The sequence below is a fragment of the Hymenobacter sp. genome (assembly GCF_031398885.1).
Lineage (GTDB): Bacteria > Bacteroidota > Bacteroidia > Cytophagales > Hymenobacteraceae > Hymenobacter.
Genome location: NZ_JANNOD010000104.1, coordinates 41,475 through 61,225 on the forward strand (window position 1 = coordinate 41,475; position 19,751 = coordinate 61,225).

Below are 19,751 nucleotides of genomic sequence, written 5' to 3' on the forward strand. Positions count from 1 at the left end.
CATGGGCTAACTAAAAAATTAAGACATCCCAATCACGAAATCGGTAAAATAAAATCGTAAAATTGTACGTCGAAAAATCCTTGCCAGCAATGGTGAGGATTTTACCATTTTAACGAACTACGCGGCGGGGGTTCACGCCCCGCGCACCGGCCGCTTCTCCAGAATCAGCTGCGTGCGGTACTCGCAGAGGGTTTTTTCCAGGCCGACGGGGTACACGTGGGGGTTGAGGAAGCGGCGGATGCTGGGGTCCAGGCTTTGCACTTCGCGCTGGGCGTGGGCGCGGCTTTCGGCCAGGGTGGGCAGGTCGAGTACGCGCTGACCCTGGCGGAACACGGGCTCCAGTAGCTCGCGGAAGGTGGTTTCGGGCTTGATGACCAGGCGGCGGGTGTTGTCGGCCGGGTCGATGAGGGTGAGCTGGTCGGGGAGGGGCTCGGCGGTGTTGTAGAGCATGTCGGCGCGGGGCTTGCCGTACTCGTTGAGGTAGCGGCGCACCTGCAGGATGCCCGGAATGCTGGTTTTGGCCACCTGCTCCGAGAGCTTGATGGTGAAGTCCCAGCCCGAGCCGTCGGCCTTGCGCAGGGCGGCCAGCTTGTATACCCCGCCGAGAGCCGCCTGGTTGTAGGCCGTCACCAGCTGGGTGCCCACGCCCCAGGTGTCGATGCGGGCGCCCTGCTGCTTGAGGCTGCTGATGAGGTTCTCCTCCAGGTCGTTGCTGGCCACGATGCGCGTTGCCGTAAAGCCGGCCTCGTCCAGCACCGCCCGCGCCTCACGGCTCAGGTAGGCCAGGTCGCCCGAATCGAGCCGGATGCCGGCCAGCTCGTGGCCGTGGGCGCGCATCTCGCGGGCCACGTGAATGGCCCGGCGCACGCCCTCCAGGGTGTCGTAGGTGTCGACCAGAAACACCGAGTCGTCGGGAAACGCTTGGGCGTAGGCCGAAAATGCCTGCGTTTCATCCTCGAAGGCCATGACCCAGCTGTGGGCGTGGGTGCCGCGCACCGGAATGCCGTAACGCTGCCCGGCCAGCACGTTGCTGGTGGCGTCGGCCCCGCCCAGGTAGGCCGCCCGGCTGGCGCCCAGGCCGCCGTCGAAGCCCTGGGCCCGGCGCAGGCCGAACTCCAGAATCTGGTCCGCCGGCCCGGCGGCTTCGCGGATGCGGGCGGCCTTGGTGGCCACCAGCGTTTGGAAGTTGATGAGCGTGAGCAGCGCCGTTTCCAGCAGCTGGGCCTGCAGCAGCGGCCCGCGCACCCGCAGCAGCGGCTCGTTGCCGAACACCACGGTGCCCTCGGCCACGGCGTCGAGGTCGCAGGTGAACTTGAGCTGACGCAGGTATTCCAGGAATTCGGGTGGAAAAAGTACGCCGCCCTTGCTGCCGTGCAGGCCGCCCAGGTAGGCGAGGTCGTCTTCGGAAAAATGCAGGTTCTCGACAAAATCCACGACCAAAGCCAGGCCCGCCGCCACCGCGTAGCCGCCCTGGAACGGCGCCTTGCGGAAGTACAGGTGGAACACCGCCTCGCGGTCCTGCAGGCCCTGCTGCCAGTAGCCGTAGGCCATGGTGAGCTGATACAAATCGGTGACGAGGGCGAGCGAGGGCGCGTAGAGGCCGGAAAGCGGAGCTAAGTTCATGAATCGGAGTGACGGCAAGGAGGGCAGTTGGCGCCGCAAAGGAAACGAGTGCCGAGCCAAAGCCCCTAGGGCCGGCCTCGCCCATGCAGCGGCAGAAAGCGGCGCCGGCCAACCGCCCGCATCACGACCGCTGCGGCAGCAACGCTTTGCCGTGCCCACGCAGCCATCAGAGTAGTTGCCGAATCAGGGTGCAGGGCCTCGTCTCCGCTGCTTATTTCCTTCCTTTGCGCCCCGTGCCACCGCCTTCTTCAACCGCCTTTTTTCGCTTGGCCCACCGCTTGGGCCGAATTTCGGCCAAGTACCGCACGCTGATTGGCCTGCTGCTGGGCGGCACGGCCTGGGCCCTGGCCCCCGCCGGCATCGATGCCGTGAGCCGCTGGGTGGCGGCCTGGGACGTGTTCGCGGCCATTTCGCTGCTGCTCATCGGGGCGGCCATGTTCACGGCCGATGCCGCCACCATCCGCAAAGTAGCCAATAGCGAAGACCCCGGCCGGGCCGTGGCCTTCGGATTCGTACTGGTGGCAGCGCTGGCCAGCCTGATGGGCGTAGTGGCGCTGCTCGGCACCATGGACTCCCTTTCCGGCGCGGCCCTCACGCGGCATGTGGGGCTCAGCATTGCCGCCGTAGTCGAGTCCTGGCTGCTGGTGCACACCGTGTTTACGCTGCGCTACGCCCATATTTTCTACGACAGCGACGAGCAGGCCGGCGGCGACGTGGGCGGCCTGGGCTTCCCCGGCAACGAGCCCGAGCCCGACTACCTCGACTTCGCCTATTTCGCCTTCACCATCGGCATGGCCGCCCAGACGGCCGACGTCACCATTCCCGGCCGGCGGCAGCGGCGCACCGCCCTGCTGCACGCCATCATCTCGTTTGGTTTCAACACCGCCATTGTGGCCCTAAGCATCAGCGCCCTGAGCGGGCTTTTTTAGTGGTTAATGATTAGTGTCAGTGACTGACGGTTAGTGATGAGGAAGCTGTTTGATAATTCAAAAACCCCCGGCGGCGCTTGGCATCACCGGCCAATGAATTCCTGAACAGCTTCAAGCAGACCGGAGAGTTGCCCCCAATCGTTAACTGCTAACCGTTGATTATGAACCCCTAAGAAATGAGCCCCCGGCTCACGGCCAGCTTGATGAGGGCGGCGGTGTTCTTGGCCTGGGTTTTGGCGATGATGTTCTGGCGGTGGGTTTCGATGGTGCGTTTGCTGGTGAAGAGCTTATCGGAGATTTCGCCGTTGGTCAGGCCTTCGGCGATGAGCTTGAGCACTTCCAGCTCGCGGGCCGTGAGGTCGGCGCCGCCGGGGCCACCGGCTTCGTCCGTGGCCGGGCCAATCGACTGGGTTACGGCCTTGTAAAGCATGTTTATCCCAATTTCGGTGCACAAAAACTGGTTGCCGGCCGCCACCGTGCGGATGGCGTAGGTGATTTCGCTGATGGCTGCGTTCTTGAGCACGTAGCCCATGGCTCCGGCTTCGAGCATGCGGGCCACGTAGTTTTCGTGGTCGAGCATGGTGAGCACCAGCACCCGCACTTCGGGAAAGCGGCTGCGGAGCTCGGGCATGGTGGCGAACCCGTCCAGAACGGGCATTTGCACGTCCATCAGCACCACGTCGGCGGGCGTGGTTGCGAGCAGGGCCAGCACTTCGGCGCCGTTGCTGGCTTCGCCCACCACGTCCAAATCGGCGTCGGCCGAAAGCAGCGCCCGGATGCCGTCGCGCAAGATGGTGTGGTCGTCGGCGAGCAGTATACGGGTCATAGTGCAGGGCAAGTGAAGTTATCGAAACGCGGGGCAGCCGACAAAGTTGAGCCCACGGGGTATACGAAAAAGCCGGCTCCGTATTTGTACGAAATCGAAAGTCGCCACCTCGTTTTTTGAAGGGATTTATACGGTTTTTATTGCAGGCGCAACAGTTGAGCTTGCCTGAAGTGGTATTTTCGGGTTGGGAAAAATTGATTTACCGGCTCCCCCCCGAATTAATCGGTAATTGCAACTCTCTCCCGTTCCTCCCACCTACGCCTACCCATGATTCGCCTGCTCCTCACCGATGGCCACGCCCCCACGCGCGAGGCGCTGCGCATTGGCGCGGCGGCGGCGGGCCTGGAGGTTGTGGGCGAGGCCGGCACCGGCGACGAGCTGCTGGCCCAGCTGGCCGCCACCGCGCCCACCGTGGTGCTGCTCGACCTGAGCCTGCCCGGCCCCGACGCCTTTGCGCTGCTGCCCGCGCTGCGCGAGCAGTACCCCTTGCTGCGCGTGCTGGCCCACGGCGAGCTCACCAACGAACACTACGTGGCCCGGGCCTTTGACCTGGGCGCGCACGGCTACTTGCTGAAAAGCGCCCGTTCCACCGAGCTCATGCACGGCCTGGGCACCGTGGCGGCGGGCCGTCCGTTCCTGTGCTCGGCCATCGGGTTGGTGCTGCTGGGCCGGCTCTACGCGGGCAGCCCCGCGGCCGGCGACACCGCCCGCGCGACCCTGGGCCTGAGCAAGCGCGAAATGGAGGTGCTGAGCCTGGTGGCCGAGGGCTTGACCAACGCCGAAATTGCCGTGAAGCTTTTCACCAGCAAGCGCACCGTGGAAACCCACCGCCAGAACATCATGGACAAAACCCAGACCCGCAACACGGCCGCCCTCATCAAGCTGGCCGCTCGCCAAGGGCTGCTGCCGGAGTAGCGGAAGGGGACATTGGTCCCGCCTGCCACCGTGGGTTCGTGCAAACGCGAAACACTCGGAAGAAGGTAGGCCACCATTTCTGTCGCGGCCGCCGGCAGTGGGCACGGGCGCGCCAGTCCAGTAGGTAGCACGGGGCCCGCCAAATGACTTCCCCCGGTTAAGCAGCTAGTGCGGGTATTTTACTGCCGTAAATGGCGGCGAAAAGGAGCAGTCTGGGCTGTTCGTGGGGGTGAGAGGAAGCCCCGTGATTTTAGAATAGAATTGTAATTATCCCGGAAAGCGTATCTTAGCATTGCGAACAGACTACGCTTGTATCTTATGAAGAATCAGTTGAAAATAGCGGTTATAATGGCCGTTTTGATGCCGTTAGCATCCCAGGCTCAATCGAGCCGGGAGGCGATGGTAGCGGCAGAAATTGCATTTGCGGCCCAAGCCCTCCAGACCAGCACCGAAGCGGCTTTCCTGGGCAACAGCGCCCCCACGGCGCTCGTGGCCGAGGAAGGAAAGCTGGCCAACGCCCAGGAGGTGTGGCGGGTCCGCCCCGGCCGGCCCGGTAGCCGCCTGCAGTGGTACCCGACGCTGGCCGATGTGGCGCAGTCCGGGGACCTGGGCTACACCACCGGCCCGTGGACGCAGCTTCAGAATGAAAAGCCCCAAACGACCGGCGAGTACGTGACCGTGTGGCGCAAACAGGCCGATGGCCGGTGGAAATTCGTGGTGAACATGGGCACCGAGCGGGTGGGCACCGCGCCGGCGGCGGCGGCCGTAGTGCCCCAGCCGCGGCTGATGGTGGCCGCCGCGACGCCCAGCGTGGCGCCTTCCAACATCTTGCTCGACCTTGACCACAAGTTTGCCGCGGCCGAGCTGATGAAGCCCGGCGCAAGCTACCAGCTGTACCTCAGCACCGAGGCCCGCCTGTACCGTCCCGGCTTGTCGGTGATGCAAGGGCCCGCCGCGGCCGCCAACATGAAGAACCTGGACGGCGGCTACCTCTTCACCGCCGCCAGCGGCTACCTGGCCGCTGCCGGCGACCTGGGCTACGTGGTGGGCACCCTGCGCCGCGCCGCCGCCGGCACCAAGCACCCCGAGGAAAACGGCAGCTACCTGCGCATCTGGCGGCGCGAAGCCGTGGCCGGTTGGCGCATTGTGCTGGAAGTATTCAACTTTACGCCCACCACGGCCGATGCCATCGTGGCGCCCGCTACCCCGCCGGCCGATGGGGGCCGCGCCACCGGGCAGGGCCCGGCTGCCAAACCCGGGCAATAAGCACAAGCCCGCGCGGGCCGCGCGGGCTTCGCTGCTAACCATGGCTGCAAAAGCACCACCCCAAAGCCCCGCGCGGATTTTTCCGGCGGGGCTTTTTCTTGTGGGCTTGGGCCGGCCAGCGCCGGTGTAAGGTTGGTTGAGGGCAAGCGTCTGCCGGGCCGTTGGCTCGTCGGTGGCAACCGCGCCGAGGGCCCGTTCACCTCATTCATCCTGGTATCATGAAAATCTTATGGATAGCGGCGCTGCTCGCGGCGGGCTTGCTGGCCGCACTGGTCGCGCTGGCCTCGGCCCGGCCGGCCGCCACGCCCGCCGCCCGCCGCGTGCCGGTCGTCGTCGAGCTCTTTACCTCCGGGGGCTGCTCCAGTTGCCCGGCCGCCGACGCGGCCCTGCGCGCGCTCGAAAGCGCACAATCAGTGCCCGGAGCGGAGGTCATTGCCCTCGGTGAGCACGTCGACTACTGGAACCGCCTGGGCTGGAAAGACGGTTTTTCTTCGGCGGCCTACACCGCGCGCCAGCGGCAGTACGCGCAGGGCTTCGGCACCGGCTCTTACACGCCCCAGGCCGTGGTGAACGGCCGCTACGAGTTTGTGGGCAGCCGCCCCGGCGCCCTTGCCAGCACCGTGGCCCAGGCCGCCAAATTGCCCCGGGCCGCCGTGTCGGTCACGGCCGGCGGCGACGCGGCGCGGGTGCGCGTGACCGGGGTGCCGCCCGGCACGCCCGCCGCCGAAGTACTGCTGGCCATCACCGAAAGCGGCTTGGCCTCGCGGGTGGGGCGGGGCGAAAACTCCGGCCAGCTGCTGCGCCACGCCGCAGTGGTGCGCCAGCTCATTCCGCTGGGCCAGCTCCGCGCCGACGGCACTTTTGCGGCCAGCCCCGCGCTGAAGCTGAGCCCCGACTGGAAGCGCCCCAACCTGCGGGCCGTGGCCCTGGTGCAGGAAACCGCGTCGCGCCGCATCGTGGGTGTGGCGGCCACTGCGCTTTGATTCACCCCTTCGTTTCACTTCTTCATTGGGGCCTCGCCACGTGGCCCTGCGGCGCCGCAGCCGCGAGGGGCCCTGCTGCTGGGGAGAACATGCCGAGTGGCGCGTTTTTATTCAATAGCTCTTTTTGGCAAGCCCAAGCAGTTGTTATACTTTCGTGATGCTCCCATAATCTTGTGGTGCGACCTTCGCCGGCTTACTCGTCGCCCTGCATGACCCCTTCCGTTCCCGTTCCAACCCAGTGGCCCGGCCGCTACGGCGACGAACTGTACCGCTTTGCGCTGAGCCGAGTTTCTGATGCCGACGCAGCCGAGGAATTGGTGCAGGACACGTTCCTGAGCGCCCTCGACGGCTTGGCCACGTTTCGGGCCGAGGCCTCGGAGCGTACCTGGTTGTTCGTTATCCTGCGCCGCAAAATCATCGACCACTACCGCCGGCAGGCCCGCGCCACCCACGTGGGCCTCGACCAGCTCGGCGAAGGCGGCCCCACCGAGGCCGACTTTTTTGCCGCTGAAGACGGCCACTGGACCGGCCCACAGGCCCCCGCCAGCTGGCTCAGCGCCGACGCGGCCCTGGAACAGCAGGAGCTGCACGAAATCCTGCAACGCTGCCAGGAACGCCTGCCGCCGCAGCACGGCGCCGTGTTTGCGCTGCGGTTTGTGGAGGAATTGCCGGCCGAGGAAATTTGTCAGGAGCTCGGCCTCAGCTCGGCCAACTACTGGGTGATTGTGCACCGGGCCAAGCTGCAGCTGCGGCGCTGCCTTGAAAAACACGGCCTGGGAAAAAACTAACGCTACCGACTATGCTACGCCTTATTACTTGCCAGAACGCCACGCTGCTGCTGGAGCAGCAGGTTGACCAGCCCCTGGCCCGGGCCGTGCGGGTTGGCCTGTGGCTGCACTTGCGCTACTGCCCCTACTGCAGCCGCTACGCCCGGCAAACCGTGCTGATAGCCGAGTGGGCGCGTACCGCCGCCGCCGTCCGGGCCACCACCGGCCCCGTGTTGCCGGAGGCGGCCAAGGAGCGCATGCGCCAACGATTGGTGGCGGCTCGCTAAGCCGCCGGCCTAGCTGGCTCACTCGCCCAGGCCATAAAGAAAAAGTCCTGCTACGCCACGCAGCAGGACTTTTTCTTGTAATGCCGTTGGCGGTCAACTCGATGTCAGGCGCCGGTGGGGGCGAGGCGCACCACCAGCCCGTCGGTGCGGGGCGTGAGGCGAATCTGGCAGCTCAGGCGGCTGCCGGGGTGCACCACGGGCAAGGTTTCCAGCATGTCCAGCTCGTCGTCGCCGGGCTCGGGCAGGGCCGGGCCGGCCAGCACTTCCACGTGGCAGGTGGCGCACAGGGCCATGCCGCAGCAGGTAGCCATGATGTCGTAGCCGCTGGCTTTGAGCATTTCCATCAGGCTCAGGCCCATGTCGGTGGGCGCTTCGATTTCGCGGCGTTGGCCGGGCGCTTCTTCGACGTAGATGCGGATGTCTTCAGTCATACTTTGAATGAAGAATGAGGAACGAGGAATGAGGAATTGAGAACGGCTGTCAGAGCTAATTCTTTATTCTTCATTCTTCATTCCTCATTCTTTTACATGGAGGGCGCCCCGTTCACGGTCGTGTATTTGAGCGTGTATTTTTTGTCGGGGTAAATGTATTTGAACGCGCCCTGGCACATGAGCGCGGCTTCGTGGAAGCCGCAGAGGATGAGCTTGAGCTTGCCTGGGTAGGTGTTGATGTCGCCGATGGCGAACACGCCGGGCAGCGAGGTGCTGTAGGCCTCGGTGTCGACCACGATGGCGTCGTCGGTCAGCTCCAGGCCCCACTCGCCGATGGGGCCGAGCTTGGGCGTGAGGCCAAACAGCGGGATGAAGTGGTCGAGCGGCACGGTTTCGGCGGTGCCGTCGTTGCCGGTGATGGTGACCTCGGCCAGCTTGCCGTTGCCGTGCAGGTGCGTCACGTTGGAGCTGAGCACCAGCTTGATTTTGCCGGCGTCGGCCAGGGTTTTCACCTTCTCGGCCGAGTCGGCGGCGCCGCGGAAGGTGGTGCCGCGGTGCACCAGCGTCACGTCGGCCGCCACGTTGGCCAGGAAGTTGGTCCAGTCCAGGGCCGAGTCGCCGCCGCCGGCGATGACGATTTTCTGGTCGCGGAAATGTTCGGGGTCGCGCACCATGTAGTGCACGCCTTTGCCGCCCTCGAACCGCTCCAGGTTTTCCACGGCCGGCTTGCGGGGCTCGAACGAGCCCAGGCCGCCGGCAATGGCCACGGCCTTGCACTGAATCTCGGTGCCGTCGGTGGTGTAGAGCTGGAACGAGCCGTCGTCGAGCTTGGCAAACCGCTCCACCCGCTCGCCCAGCGTAAAGGTGGGGTGGAAAGGCTCGATTTGCTTCATCAGGTTGGTCACCAGGTCGCCGGCCAGGATTTCGGGAAAGCCCGGGATGTCGTAAATCGGCTTCTTGGGGTAGATTTCGGAAAGCTGCCCGCCGGGCTGGGGCAGGGCGTCGACCACGTGGCAGCGGAGCTTGAGCAGGCCGGCTTCAAAAACGGCAAACAAGCCGACCGGGCCGGCCCCGACGATGCAAATGTCGGTGGAAATGATGTTGGGCATAAAAACGAATAGTGCCTGACCAGGCGCCGAAAAAAAGCGGCCGCGACCGTGGGAAAGCCGTGGGGCAAAGGTAAGGTGGGCGGCCGGGGCTGCCAACCGCGGCCCGTTTCATAACAGCCGGACGGGCAAAATCGTTGGCCGCTGGTCCGGCGAACGGGGCTGCTCAGAAGTCGTCGAGGAACTGGTCGGCCTCCCAGAGGCTCAAAAACTGGCGCACGGGCATGGCCTGGCTGGTGGTCACGGCGTCGCAGTGGCGGCGGGTGGGCCAGCCGGGCACGTGAATCTCGGCCACCATGCGCACCTCGCGTGCCACGATGAGCCGCTCGACGGCCTGAAACGTGGCCAGCAGCGCTGGGTTGCCCTGGTTAACGACCTGCATGTCGCTGAGAATGCAGAAGCCCGGGCGCACTTCGGCCAGCGCGGCGGCCCAGTCGGTGAGGTAATGGGGCAGGGACACGGCGCCCCGCATGGGCCCAAAGTTTTGGTAAAAAATGCGGTTGTGAACGTCGTCCACCGTCAACTGGTACTCGGGGCGAAGAGCGATGAGGTGCATGCGGCAACGGGGCGGGGCGGGCGTAAAGGTCGGGAGTTGCGGGCAAAGTCGCGCGGCGCCCCGGGGGGCCGGGCGGCACGTCAGGCGCGGGTAAGCGGCCCGGGACTGGCCGGGAAGCGCCAGTATTGCCAGGCTTTTGAGCCCGCGTGCCGCCAGCGCATGGGGTACGCTTTGGGCGTCGTGGTTTTCGGCCGGCGGGGCGCTTGGCTGCGTAATGCCTATACTTCGCCCCGAAACCTGTTTTGCCTTGCTTATGCTGCTAGTTGATTTCGCGGGGCGGCCCGCGTCGGTCGCCACTCGCCCTTGGGGCGCGCTCAGGGTTCTGGTCGGCGCCGCTGTGCTGCTGAGCAGCTGCGGCGGTGAGCCCGCCGAAACCACGTCTACGTCGGCCAAGCCCGGCAAAACGGCCCAGTCCGCCCCGGCGGCGCCCGCCGCCCCCGCCCCGCTCCACGTGAGCGTATTTCTGGAGTACTCGGGCGGCATGAAGGGCTTCGTGCCGCGCGGCGGGGCCGACCAGCCGGCCACCGAATTTCAGCAGCGCATCGGCGCGCTCATTACCGAGACGCAGGTGAGCCCGGCCGTGGCCAAGCGCACGTACTACGTCTGCGAAAACGCGGCGCCCCGGGCCGTGAAGTTTGACCAGTTGCGCAGCCTCGTGCAGGGCAATGTGGCCCGGGCCGCCCTGGGCACCGAGCTGCCCCAGATGCTGGAGGGCATTCTCAACCGGCCTAACGCCACGGACGAAGTGAGCGTGGTGATTTCCGACTTCATCTACGGGCCCGAAGACCGGTCGGCGTTTTCGCAGCTGCCCAACCTCATCCGCACGGCCATCGCGCCCGTGAGCCAAAAGCAACTGGCCGTGGCCGTGTTCGGCGAAACCTCGAAATTCTACGGTACCTACCACCCGGCCGTGAAAACGCCGGTGGCCAAGCGCACGCTCAAGGGCGAGAAAGTGCCCTATTACGTGTGGGTAATCGGGCCGCCCGCGCTGGTGGCGCGCTACGCCGCCGAGGTGTTCAAGAATGCGCCGGCTCAGCAGGCATTTTTTGGGTTAAAAACCACTACGCCGGCCTTTGCCCCGGTCCTGACCAAGCTCACCGACGTAAAGCTGAAGCCCAGCGGCAGCGTGTACGGCGAAGGCAACGGCCTCACCCTGAATGTTTCGGACGACCCCGCCGACTTTTCGGTGGGCCTGAGCCTGAAAGAATTGCCCGCCGCGTGGCAGCAGCCGGCGTTTTTGGCCCAACATCTGCAAGTGCGCCTGCCCAATGGCCAGGCCAGCGTGGTGCCCGGCTCGGTGCGGGTCCTCACGGCTATCGAGCAGGACGGCCAGCCCGTGCTGGCGCCCTACACGCACGTGCTGCGGCTGCGGGTGAGCCAATTGGCCAGCCCCACGGCCACGCTCAGCCTGGCCCTGCCCGCCCCGGAAACGCCGGGCTGGGTGGCGGCCTGGTCTACGGTCAATGACAATACGCCGGCCCCGCGCACGTTCGGGCTCGACCAAATCCTGGCCGGCGTCCGGCTTTCGTATCCAACGCCGCTGCCACCCGTATTCACGGTTCAGCTTCCGCTTAAGAAAGACTAGTTATTAGCGGTTAGTGGTCAGTGGTTATTTGTCAGTGCGTTCTGCCCACGCAGAACTAACGAATAACTGCTGACAGCCGGCTGCTAACAACTAACCGCTAACAACTAATCACTGACCACTAATCACTACATGCAAAGCTTCTTCACCAGCCTGTACTCGGCCCTGATTTCCATCTTCCAAAGCCAGCGCCCGGCCGACTACGGCTTGTACAAAACCGATCTGTTCGGGCTGGTGGGCTGGAGCACGCTGGGCGTGAGCCTGCTGCTGGTGGTGGCCTTCTACTACGTGTTCAACTCGGCCCTGCGCACGGGCTTGTTCCGCATGCCGCACTGGGCCCTGACGCTGGCTTTGGCCGCCGGCATGGGCGCGTTCATGGCCAACAGCCTCAGCAAAAATCACGGCGCCGAGGCCAGCAGCTACCTCGGTTATTTTATGGTGGTGAACCTGCTGGTGGCGTCGCTCTGGTTCCTGCTGCTGTCGGTGCTGCTGAAGCGCTGGAGCACCTACGCCCGCACCACGCCGTTTGTCGGCCCTTTTTGACAGTGGTTAACGGTTAGTGGTTAGTGGTTAACTGGTAGATTTTCTACTGACCACTAACCGCTAATTACCAACCGTTCACCACTAACCGTTAATCACTAACCACTAAAAATGAAGTTATTCATCTTCGCCGTGGGCGGCACCGGGGCCCGCGTGCTGCGCTCCCTCACCATGCTGCTGGCCGCCGGGGTGCGCATCCCCAACTGCGACCAGGTGGTGCCCGTGCTCATCGACCCCGATACCCAGAACGGCGACGTAACCCGCGCCGTGGCCCTGCTCAAGCGCTACGCCCGCATCCACGAGGCGCTGTACGGCGACGGGCAGAAGGAAAAAACCGGCTTTTTCAGCCAGCCCCTCAACACCCTGGCCAACCTAAATACGAACGGTGGGGCGGGAGAGGAGCTGCGCGACTCGTTCGTATACGATTTCGGGGGCATCAGCCAGCCGTTTCGGGACTACCTGAAGTACAACGACCTTTCGGTGGAAACCCAGGGCCTGGTCGATTTGCTCTTTACGTCCGACAGCCTCGCGGCCAACCTCGACGTGGGCTTCCGCGGCTCGCCCAACGTGGGCTCGGTGGTGCTGAATGCGGTGGTGCAGAGCAAGGAAATGCGCTACCTCGCCCAGAGCCTGCAGGACGGCGACCGGGCGTTTTTCATCAGCTCGATTTTTGGGGGCACGGGCGCGGCGGGCTTCCCGCTGCTGGTGAAAAACCTGCGCGACACGTCGGGCGCTTCTTCGCTGGCTCACCCCGAGGTGCGCCGCCGCCTCAAGGCCGGCGCGCTGGTGATGCTGCCCTACTTCAAGCTGCAGGAGCCTTCGGCCGACGAGAAGGCCGCTGGGCAGGATTTCATCGACTCCAACACCTTCATTACGAAGACCAAAACAGCCCTCTCGTACTACGCCGACAACCTGCAGGGGCTGGAGGCCCTGTACTACCTCGGCGACCAGCCCGGCCAGCCGCTGGCCAACCACCCCGGCCGCGCCGAGCAGCGCAACCAGGCCCACCTGCTCGAAATGCTGGGCGCCCTCGCGGTACCGCACTTCATGGAGGTGCCCGACAACCAACTCGACGGCAACCAGCCGCTCTACCACGAGTACGGCCTGAAATCAGACGCCGCCGACGTGGACTTCGGCCAGCTGCCCACCGACCTGCGCCAGGACGTGGCCCGCCCGCTCATTCAACTGCACTACTTCGCCCGCTACTTCCTCAAGCACACGCCCGACGACGCCAAAGCCCCCTACTACGAAGCCGGCGACCTGGCCGCGCAGCTCCGTAACAACCGCGCCCTGCGCGAGCTGAACGACTTCTTCGGCGAGTACAACGAGTGGCTGCGCGAGCTGGGCGTGAACCAGCGCCGCTACACCGCTATCCGCGCCGAGGAAATGGACTTCAACAAAATGGTGAGCGACAAGACGGTGGAAACCGGCATTTTCAGCAAGGGCATCACGCCCGGCTTCTTCCGTGACGAATTGACCAAAGCCGTGGGCAAAGTCACGCTGAAGAACCCGACCGAGAACGAGGCGCTGCGCTGGGTGGTGAAGGCCTTCGAGGAAGCCACCGGCGAGATTCTGGACAAGAAACTGCAGTACTCGTAACCGTTCACCTCACCCCCGACCCCTCTCCCGCGGAGAGGGGAGCCTGACGACGTTTTGACGAAGTAACCTTTTGAATCGAAAATAGAGGCCAATTCCAGCCAGCATAAATTCCTCTCGGCTCCCCCCTCTTTTGGAGAGGGGCCGGGGGTGAGGCGAACGGCGCCTCTTTCAACCCAACACATGGCTAAAATCCTGCGACTACACGACACCGGCTCCAGCACCCACGAAGGGTGGGGGCCGACCGGTAAAATTGGCCCCCACGAAGTGGAGCGGCTGCTCGACCCCCAGGGCGGGCGCGCCGCCAAGGTGGCCGTGTCCATTCCCTCGCCGTTTGCGCGGCTGCATTTGGTGGAAACGGCCCTGCGCTTTGTGGGCCAGGGCGGCACGGGCCAGGACTCGGTGTACCACCAGCTGGTGAGCCACTTCTGGGACGTGTGGGAGATGATGTTCAATGTGCACCAGCGCAAGCTGGCCAGCCAGCGCCTGCAAATCCGGGCCTGGCGCAAGGACGAGGAACTAGCCAAGCTGCGGGCCAACTCCGCCACCCGGCCGCTGGCCGACGTGCTGAGCCTGTACCTCGACGGCCGCTTCGCCAAGCTGACCGAGCTGCACCTGATTTACTTTCCCGGCGCCAACGGCGTGCCCCAACTCATTGGCGGCACTTCGCCGCTCACGCTGTTTTTTCCGGCGCCCAACCTCCGGCCGCTGCCGGTGCAGCGGCCGCAGGGCGGCGGCTATTATTTCGACAGCCAGTACGTGCCGCTGGCCAGCCGCGAGGCGGCGTTCCGCGACTTCGTGTACCAGCAGTTCGTGGGCGACCCGGCCCTGATGGCGCTGGCCCCGCTGGTGCGCGACACCCTCGACCGCGGCCTGCTGCAAAAGTGGGCCCTGGACGGCACCGCCAACCTCGCCAATTTCCCGGTGCTCACCGACGCCTCGAACAACCAGATTGACGTGGCCGGCGTGCTGCTGCGCGTGCGCCCCGACGAGGGCACGGTGCGCAGCTCCGACCTGTTCATACAGCCCACGCGGGCGGGCCTGGTCGGGCCGCTGCCCATCGTGCTGCGCCCGGGCCTGAAAGCCGTGGGCAAGAAGTACTACAACGAAACGCTGTTTGCCGACGGCGGCGCCATCGTCGTGCCCGTCGCCGATGCCCGGCCGCTGAAGGAGCGGACGTTGCCCGGCCCGGAGGTGACGTATCCGTACCTGACGGTGAACGACTTGCTGGAAGAAACCCTGCTGGCCGTGCCCTACGAGGTGGACGAGGCGCGGTTCTACTGCGGCAGCGTGAGCATTGCGCCGGGCTTTCGGCCCAGTAACTGGCCCTTGCTGCCGCTGCGCCCGGCCTACTTCGACTACTTCTCGGCTCAGGACTTGGCTGAGCACCTGAGTCTGGAGTTGGACCCGGCCTGCGTGCGCGTGAAGCTGCGCGTGCCCGTGAGCGGCGGCGGTTTCGTGGATTACGAGCGCGCCTACTACCCCAACCCGCAGGGCGACAACGTGGGGCGCCTGCGGGTGACCAACGTGGCGCTGTCGGTGTTTCCGTTCGTGAAAGTGGCCGACGCGCCCCAGTACAACGACTTCTACAAGGTGATGCTGGTGGACGCCAACAACATCGACCCGAGCCTGGTGACCAAGAAAGTCGACCTGAAATTTTGGGTCGGCACCCACCCGCTGGGCGAAACCGGCACCGGCCAGAGTGCCACCCGCTACGAGCGCACGCCCAAGACCAGCCAGGACGAAGGCAGCACCTACTACGAGGTGCGCGGCACTCACTTCGACTACCTGGAGGTGCTGAACCCGGCCCCGGCCGAGGGCCGCGCCTTAGTCATTCCGCGCTGGCCCGAGGTGCGGCAGGGTACCAAAGAGTACCGCTTCGCCATCGACTTCGGCACCACCAACACCCACGTGGCCATGCAGGACAGCCCCGGCCAGGAGCCCAAGCCGTTCAGCTTCGGCCTGGCCGACACGCCGGTGGCCCTGCTCAAGAAAGCCACCGCCGAGCCCGACCGCAGCGCCTACGAGCGCCTGTACCGCGGCATCGACGACGACCCGGCCAACTTCGTGCAAATCAAGCGCTGGCAGCAGTACCAGGAGCGCGAGTTCGTGCCGCCCATCATCGGGGCCGATAATTCGCCCTACGCCTTCCCAGCGCGCACCGCCACCTACGAAGCCGCCAACTACGCCACCCAGGAGCTAAGCGTGCTCGGCAACATCAACGTGGCTTTCGGTATCATCACCGAGGAGCAGCGCCGGCCCCACTACCACACCAATCTGAAGTGGGACAATACGTTGAATCAGGCCACCAGTAACCGCGTGCGGGCCTTTTTCCAGGAAATGCTGCTGCTCTGCCGCGCCAAGGTGGCCCTGAACGGCGGCAACCTGGCCAGCACCCAAATCACCTGGTTTGCCCCGCTGAGCTTCTCCACCTACCAGCGCAACTTGTACCAGCGCGAGTGGGACTCGCTGTTCCACGAGGTGTTTCACACCACCAACTCCATGCCCTGCATGGTGGAGAGCACCGCGCCGTACTACTACCTCACCCGGCGCAACATCGTGACGCTGGGCCCGGGCGAGAACGCGGCCTTCATCGACATCGGCGGCGGCACCACCGACGTGCTGCTCTACGCCGACCGCAAGCCGGTGCTGAGCACTTCGTTCCGCTTCGCCGGCAATGACCTGTGGGGCGACGGCGGGGCCGAAGTGCGCGGCGCCAAGGACAACGGCCTCGTGCGCTTCGGCGTGGCCGGGGTGCAGAGCGCGGTGCTCTCGCCGGCCGCTCGCCGGGCCCGCGAGTACGTGCTGGTGGCCGAAGGCACCGACAACTTCGGCTCGGAGGACGTGGCCAGCTTTCTGTTCAACTACGACCAGTTGCTGGGCTTCAGCGAGCGGCTGCTGCGGGCCGAGCACCTGCGGGTGCTGTTCTACCTGCACTTCGGCGCGCTGATTTACCACGTGGCGCAGGTGGTGGCGGCCAACGGCCAGCAGCTGCCGCGCTACCTCTGTTTCACGGGTCGCGGCAGCCTCTACGTGCGCCTGCTGGCGGCCGGCACCAACCTGCAGCCGGTGGAGAAGCTGGCCCGCCTCATCATGGAAAAAGCCACCGGCCAGGCCGTGCCGGCCGATTTTCGCATCAAGCTGGCCGACGACCCCAAGCAAACCACTGCCAACGGCGGCGTGCTCGCCACCGGCCAGATTCCGCAGGACCCGCCCCTGGTGCGCCCCATCGGCGTGCTACCCGATGCCGATAACCCGCAGGCCGACCGCGGCGAGCACCACCTCGAAGCCACGGCCGTAACCGACGACATCAAGCAGGCCGTGCTGGCCAACGCCCGCGCCTGCCTCAAGCTGCTGCTCGAAGACCCCGAAGTGAAGCGTCAGCAGGCCGACCTGGGCGTGAAAAATGACCCCGGCCTGGTAATGGCCACGCTGGAGCGCCACCTCGGCGACTCCTTCAACCTCTACCGCCAGCAATACGCCGACGTGCTGCGCGACGGCGATACCGTGCCCGAAACGTTGTTCTTCCTGCCCTTTAAAAATGCCTTGTATGAGCTATCCAAGGTGCTTCATGACGCGCAGCCGGTCAGCTAAGCTGGCGGTGGGCCGCTGGGCGCTGCTGGTCTTGCTACTTGGTGGCGGGCAGGTAACGTACGCCCAGCCCAAGGCCGAGCAGGCGCAACCAGCGCCTCCTAGCTCGCCGCCGCCGGCGGACTCCGTGGCCCCGGCTCCAGTTACTGGCCCGTCCTTCAGCTGGCTGTGGGCGCTGCTGGGCGGGGTGGCGCTGGGGGTGCTGGGCACGCGGCTGTGGGCGCGGTCATCGGCCCGCCCGGTCGTGGTTGGCTCCGCCGCGCCCGCTGCCGCGCCCGAACCGGTGCCGCCGCCCAAAGCCGAAAACGTGGTGAAGGCGCCGGTGGTACAGTCGCTGCGCAAGGTGCAGGGCACGTCGGCTCCGGCAACCCCGTCGAATCAGCCCGCGAAGCAGCCGGAAAAAAGTAAAAAGCCGAAGCCCAACTTCACTCCCAGAAATACGCCTTCTGACCGGGCTTCCTCTTGGCCGCCGGTCGCGCCCCGCCCTGCCGCAATGAACCCCCCGCCTCCGCCCCCGCCTCGCCCCGCCGACCAGCCGCTCGAAACCGGTCAAACCGTTGAGTGGACCGCGCCCACATCCACGCCGCCGGCCATTCAGGAACTGATTGACGCCACGGCCGAAGCTCCAACGCAGCTTGCATCGCTGGAGCCCGGCGTCGCCCCCGAAGCAACTGCCCCCGCCGCGCTGGTGGGCCCGCTGCACTACTACGCGCCCGCGCCGGACGTGCCCAGCATCGAGCACCGCAAGCTCAGCCCCGCCCCGCTGCCCCAGATGCCGCTGCTCATCACACTGCCGCACGCCGAGGCGACTACGGCGCAATTTTCGTTCAGCCCGCAGGCCGACCAGTCGCGCATCATCGGCAACGGCGTGCGAGAATTGAAGGAGTTTTTCGCGTTCGAGCTGCCGCCGACCGAGCAGTTCACCGTCATTCGCAATCTGACGGCGGGCCAGCTCGAAAAGCGCGACGACGCCTGGCACGTGGTGCAAAAGGCCGAAATTGCCCTGAGCTAGTGCGCCGGTCGGGGGTAGATTCGGCAATTATCCAACCCTTCACATATGCTCGTAATTGAAATACTGTTAATCTTGGCGCTGGTGGCCTGGCAAGCCGTGGTGTTCTGGCGCAACCGGCAGCTCACCGACCGGGTAGCGGCCATGTACCCCCGGGCGGGCGCGGTGGCGGTGCAGCCCATTCCGTTCACGGCCGCGAACCCCGAGAAGAACTTCGACGTGCAGTACGACGCCCTTATCACCCGCGACGCCTCGCCGGAGTTTGGGCAAGTTGTGATTGATACAAACGAATACCTGCTGAACAACCGCGGCGCGGCGGCCGACTTTGGCATCCTGAAAGACATTTCCGAGCGCCACGCCGAGGCGCTGGACGAGGAGATTCAGGCCCAGATTGCCACGCCGTTGTACCTGGGTTTGCTGGGCACGTTTGTGGGGGCCATCCTGGGGCTGGTGGCGCTGGTGGGCAACCCGTTTGCCGAAGCCGCGGCCGACCCGGCTCAGGATACCTCGTTCAGCAACGGCGACGTGCAGCGCTTCCTAGGGGGCGTGCTCATCGCCATGATTGGCAGCCTGTTTGGGCTGGCCTTCACGCTGGCCGGCAACCAGCTGCTCAAGCAGGCCCGCGCCCTGCGCGACCGCCACAAAAACGCCTACTATACCTTTTTACAAAAGGCCCTGCTGCCCAAGCTCAACTCCGACATGCAGGCGGGTATGAGCAACCTGAAAGCGGTGCTGGACACGTTCAACACGGACTTCTTCAGCCAGATTCAGAACGACTTTTTTAGCAAGATTCACGAGTTTATGCCGCTCATTGCCAGTATCACCGAGAACGTGAGCGTGCAAAAGCGTTTCCTGGAGCAGCTGGAGAAAATCGGCTACTCGGAGCTGGCCAACGCCACCATCAAGGTGTTTGACAGGGTAGACGAGAGCGCCCAGACCTTCGAGAAATTTCTGGGCTACCAGCAGGCCCTGAACAACACCGTGACCCACGGCGCCGAAGTGGCCCAGGTCATCACCGCGCTGCTCAACCGCCTCACCGCCCTGGAGCAGGGCCTGGCCAGCGTGCCGCAGTACCTGCAGCAGCACGACGATGCGCTGCGCCAACAAGTGGCTTTTTTCAGCCAGCACGGCAAGCTGCTGGCCGACCTGGGCGCCCAAATCCGGCAGGGCGTGAGCGAAGGCACCCACCGCATGGACGCGGCGCTCGACGGCCGCTTGCAGGAGCTGCAGCAGGAAGCCACCGAGGCGCACGAGCAGTGGCAGCGCCACTTCCGGCGTCTCAACGAAGACAACGTGTACCAGAAAATCACGGAATACCTGAACCCGTTCACCCAGCTGCCGGCCCAGCAAAGAGACCTCAACGTGCTGCAGGAGCGCCAGGCCGCCCTGGCGGCGCAAGCAATGCAACGCCTGGAAGCCCGCCTGCTGACCGATGCCCAGCTGCAAAAGCAGCTCTTGCAGCAAGTGGACCGCACCAACGCCGTGCTCGAAAAACTCACGCAGCCGAGCTGGTTTCAGCGGACGGTGCTGGGCAAGAAGTGAGGTCGGCGCGGGGGAACCTCACCCCCTGACCCCCTCTCCCAAAGAGAGGGGGCACCGGTTTTGGTTCGGTTAAAGGTGCAGCGTTAAAAGTGAAAACTGACCACCTACTCTTTAACTCTCCGCTTTTCTCCGCTTTCAACTTTTAACTGACTTTCGGTGCCTCCTCTCTTTGGGAGAGGGGGTCAGGGGGTGAGGTTCCCCC

At 65.1% G+C, this 19,751-nt stretch carries 18 protein-coding genes; 12 read left to right on the top strand and 6 right to left on the bottom strand.

From position 1 onward, the window contains the following. Positions 1 to 132: 132 nt before the first annotated feature. Positions 133 to 1,623, bottom strand: coding sequence for a nicotinate phosphoribosyltransferase (locus RMO51_RS19200; RefSeq protein ID WP_310397456.1), 1,491 nt, complete (start codon positions 1,621 to 1,623; stop codon positions 133 to 135). A gap of 266 nt (positions 1,624 to 1,889) precedes the next feature. Between RMO51_RS19200 and RMO51_RS19205 the strand changes: the two genes are divergently transcribed. Next, on the top strand, positions 1,890 to 2,552 hold the full coding sequence (locus tag RMO51_RS19205) for a DUF1345 domain-containing protein (protein ID WP_310397458.1): 663 nt from the start codon (positions 1,890 to 1,892) through the stop codon (positions 2,550 to 2,552). A 169-nt stretch (positions 2,553 to 2,721) separates the two neighbouring features. On the opposite strand, the gene RMO51_RS19210 is transcribed toward RMO51_RS19205, so the two are convergent. Next, a complete protein-coding gene (locus RMO51_RS19210; RefSeq protein WP_310397460.1) occupies positions 2,722 to 3,378 on the bottom strand; it encodes a response regulator transcription factor in 657 nt (218 codons plus the stop codon). Between the two features lie 267 nt (positions 3,379 to 3,645). Between RMO51_RS19210 and RMO51_RS19215 the strand changes: the two genes are divergently transcribed. The 5 genes from RMO51_RS19215 (at position 3,646) to RMO51_RS19235 (ending at position 7,596) form a co-directional block, all read left to right on the top strand. Continuing rightward, complete coding sequence (locus RMO51_RS19215) at positions 3,646 to 4,293, top strand: response regulator transcription factor (protein ID WP_310397462.1); 648 nt, start codon at positions 3,646 to 3,648, stop codon at positions 4,291 to 4,293. A gap of 360 nt (positions 4,294 to 4,653) precedes the next feature. Further along, positions 4,654 to 5,559: a hypothetical protein gene (locus tag RMO51_RS19220; protein WP_310397464.1), complete on the top strand. Its 906-nt coding sequence runs from the start codon at positions 4,654 to 4,656 to the stop codon at positions 5,557 to 5,559. A 218-nt stretch (positions 5,560 to 5,777) separates the two neighbouring features. Next, positions 5,778 to 6,542, top strand: coding sequence for a DUF1223 domain-containing protein (locus tag RMO51_RS19225; RefSeq protein WP_310397465.1), 765 nt, complete (start codon positions 5,778 to 5,780; stop codon positions 6,540 to 6,542). 209 nt (positions 6,543 to 6,751) lie between these two features. Then, positions 6,752 to 7,330 carry a sigma-70 family RNA polymerase sigma factor gene (locus tag RMO51_RS19230; protein ID WP_310397467.1) on the top strand — a complete coding sequence of 193 codons (579 nt, stop codon included), beginning with the start codon at positions 6,752 to 6,754 and terminating at the stop codon, positions 7,328 to 7,330. A gap of 11 nt (positions 7,331 to 7,341) precedes the next feature. Beyond that, the gene (locus RMO51_RS19235; RefSeq protein WP_310397469.1) at positions 7,342 to 7,596 is read left to right on the top strand and encodes a hypothetical protein; all 255 of its coding nucleotides are present in this window, start codon (positions 7,342 to 7,344) and stop codon (positions 7,594 to 7,596) included. A gap of 104 nt (positions 7,597 to 7,700) precedes the next feature. On the opposite strand, the gene RMO51_RS19240 is transcribed toward RMO51_RS19235, so the two are convergent. The 3 genes from RMO51_RS19240 to RMO51_RS19250 all read right to left on the bottom strand — a co-directional run bounded on the left by RMO51_RS19240 (position 7,701) and on the right by RMO51_RS19250 (position 9,689). After that, the gene (locus RMO51_RS19240) at positions 7,701 to 8,027 is read right to left on the bottom strand and encodes a 2Fe-2S iron-sulfur cluster-binding protein (RefSeq protein WP_310397471.1); all 327 of its coding nucleotides are present in this window, start codon (positions 8,025 to 8,027) and stop codon (positions 7,701 to 7,703) included. A gap of 92 nt (positions 8,028 to 8,119) precedes the next feature. Then, positions 8,120 to 9,127, bottom strand: coding sequence for an NAD(P)/FAD-dependent oxidoreductase (locus RMO51_RS19245; protein ID WP_310397526.1), 1,008 nt, complete (start codon positions 9,125 to 9,127; stop codon positions 8,120 to 8,122). A gap of 172 nt (positions 9,128 to 9,299) precedes the next feature. After that, a complete protein-coding gene (locus RMO51_RS19250; RefSeq protein WP_310397473.1) occupies positions 9,300 to 9,689 on the bottom strand; it encodes a hypothetical protein in 390 nt (129 codons plus the stop codon). Between the two features lie 253 nt (positions 9,690 to 9,942). On the opposite strand from RMO51_RS19250, the gene RMO51_RS19255 reads away from it, so the two are divergent. From RMO51_RS19255 to RMO51_RS19270, 4 genes are all read left to right on the top strand, one after another. After that, entirely contained in the window at positions 9,943 to 11,274 is a 1,332-nt protein-coding gene (locus RMO51_RS19255; RefSeq protein WP_310397475.1) for a hypothetical protein, read from the top strand. A gap of 129 nt (positions 11,275 to 11,403) precedes the next feature. After that, positions 11,404 to 11,814, top strand: a complete 411-nt coding sequence (locus tag RMO51_RS19260) for a hypothetical protein (protein WP_310397477.1) — start codon at positions 11,404 to 11,406, stop codon at positions 11,812 to 11,814. 108 nt (positions 11,815 to 11,922) lie between these two features. Next, entirely contained in the window at positions 11,923 to 13,410 is a 1,488-nt protein-coding gene (locus RMO51_RS19265) for a hypothetical protein (protein ID WP_310397479.1), read from the top strand. Between the two features lie 180 nt (positions 13,411 to 13,590). After that, positions 13,591 to 17,001: a hypothetical protein gene (locus RMO51_RS19270; RefSeq protein WP_310397482.1), complete on the top strand. Its 3,411-nt coding sequence runs from the start codon at positions 13,591 to 13,593 to the stop codon at positions 16,999 to 17,001. On the opposite strand, the gene RMO51_RS19275 is transcribed toward RMO51_RS19270, so the two are convergent. Then, complete coding sequence (locus RMO51_RS19275; protein WP_310397484.1) at positions 16,963 to 17,340, bottom strand: hypothetical protein; 378 nt, start codon at positions 17,338 to 17,340, stop codon at positions 16,963 to 16,965. The two genes, RMO51_RS19270 and RMO51_RS19275, sit on opposite strands and share 39 nt — an antisense overlap. Positions 17,341 to 17,491: 151 nt before the next feature. On the opposite strand from RMO51_RS19275, the gene RMO51_RS19280 reads away from it, so the two are divergent. Then, the gene (locus tag RMO51_RS19280) at positions 17,492 to 18,010 is read left to right on the top strand and encodes a hypothetical protein (RefSeq protein ID WP_310397487.1); all 519 of its coding nucleotides are present in this window, start codon (positions 17,492 to 17,494) and stop codon (positions 18,008 to 18,010) included. A gap of 45 nt (positions 18,011 to 18,055) precedes the next feature. After that, positions 18,056 to 19,549, top strand: coding sequence for a hypothetical protein (locus RMO51_RS19285; protein ID WP_310397490.1), 1,494 nt, complete (start codon positions 18,056 to 18,058; stop codon positions 19,547 to 19,549). Positions 19,550 to 19,751 lie beyond the last annotated feature (202 nt).

Excerpts from the sequence above, each read along its gene's own strand:
- RMO51_RS19230 (WP_310397467.1), top strand. The coding sequence starts at position 6,752 with ATGACCCCTTCCGTTCCCGTTCCAACCCAGTGGCCCGGCCGCTACGGC.
- RMO51_RS19255 (WP_310397475.1), top strand. The coding sequence starts at position 9,943 with ATGCTGCTAGTTGATTTCGCGGGGCGGCCCGCGTCGGTCGCCACTCGC.
- RMO51_RS19285 (WP_310397490.1), top strand. The coding sequence starts at position 18,056 with ATGCTCGTAATTGAAATACTGTTAATCTTGGCGCTGGTGGCCTGGCAA.
- RMO51_RS19210 (WP_310397460.1), bottom strand. The coding sequence starts at position 3,378 with ATGACCCGTATACTGCTCGCCGACGACCACACCATCTTGCGCGACGGC.
- RMO51_RS19215 (WP_310397462.1), top strand. The coding sequence starts at position 3,646 with ATGATTCGCCTGCTCCTCACCGATGGCCACGCCCCCACGCGCGAGGCG.
- RMO51_RS19280 (WP_310397487.1), top strand. The coding sequence starts at position 17,492 with ATGAACCCCCCGCCTCCGCCCCCGCCTCGCCCCGCCGACCAGCCGCTC.
- RMO51_RS19265 (WP_310397479.1), top strand. The coding sequence starts at position 11,923 with ATGAAGTTATTCATCTTCGCCGTGGGCGGCACCGGGGCCCGCGTGCTG.
- RMO51_RS19270 (WP_310397482.1), top strand. The coding sequence starts at position 13,591 with ATGGCTAAAATCCTGCGACTACACGACACCGGCTCCAGCACCCACGAA.
- RMO51_RS19225 (WP_310397465.1), top strand. The coding sequence starts at position 5,778 with ATGAAAATCTTATGGATAGCGGCGCTGCTCGCGGCGGGCTTGCTGGCC.
- RMO51_RS19250 (WP_310397473.1), bottom strand. The coding sequence starts at position 9,689 with ATGCACCTCATCGCTCTTCGCCCCGAGTACCAGTTGACGGTGGACGAC.
- RMO51_RS19240 (WP_310397471.1), bottom strand. The coding sequence starts at position 8,027 with ATGACTGAAGACATCCGCATCTACGTCGAAGAAGCGCCCGGCCAACGC.
- RMO51_RS19235 (WP_310397469.1), top strand. The coding sequence starts at position 7,342 with ATGCTACGCCTTATTACTTGCCAGAACGCCACGCTGCTGCTGGAGCAG.
- RMO51_RS19200 (WP_310397456.1), bottom strand. The coding sequence starts at position 1,623 with ATGAACTTAGCTCCGCTTTCCGGCCTCTACGCGCCCTCGCTCGCCCTC.
- RMO51_RS19260 (WP_310397477.1), top strand. The coding sequence starts at position 11,404 with ATGCAAAGCTTCTTCACCAGCCTGTACTCGGCCCTGATTTCCATCTTC.
- RMO51_RS19220 (WP_310397464.1), top strand. The coding sequence starts at position 4,654 with ATGCCGTTAGCATCCCAGGCTCAATCGAGCCGGGAGGCGATGGTAGCG.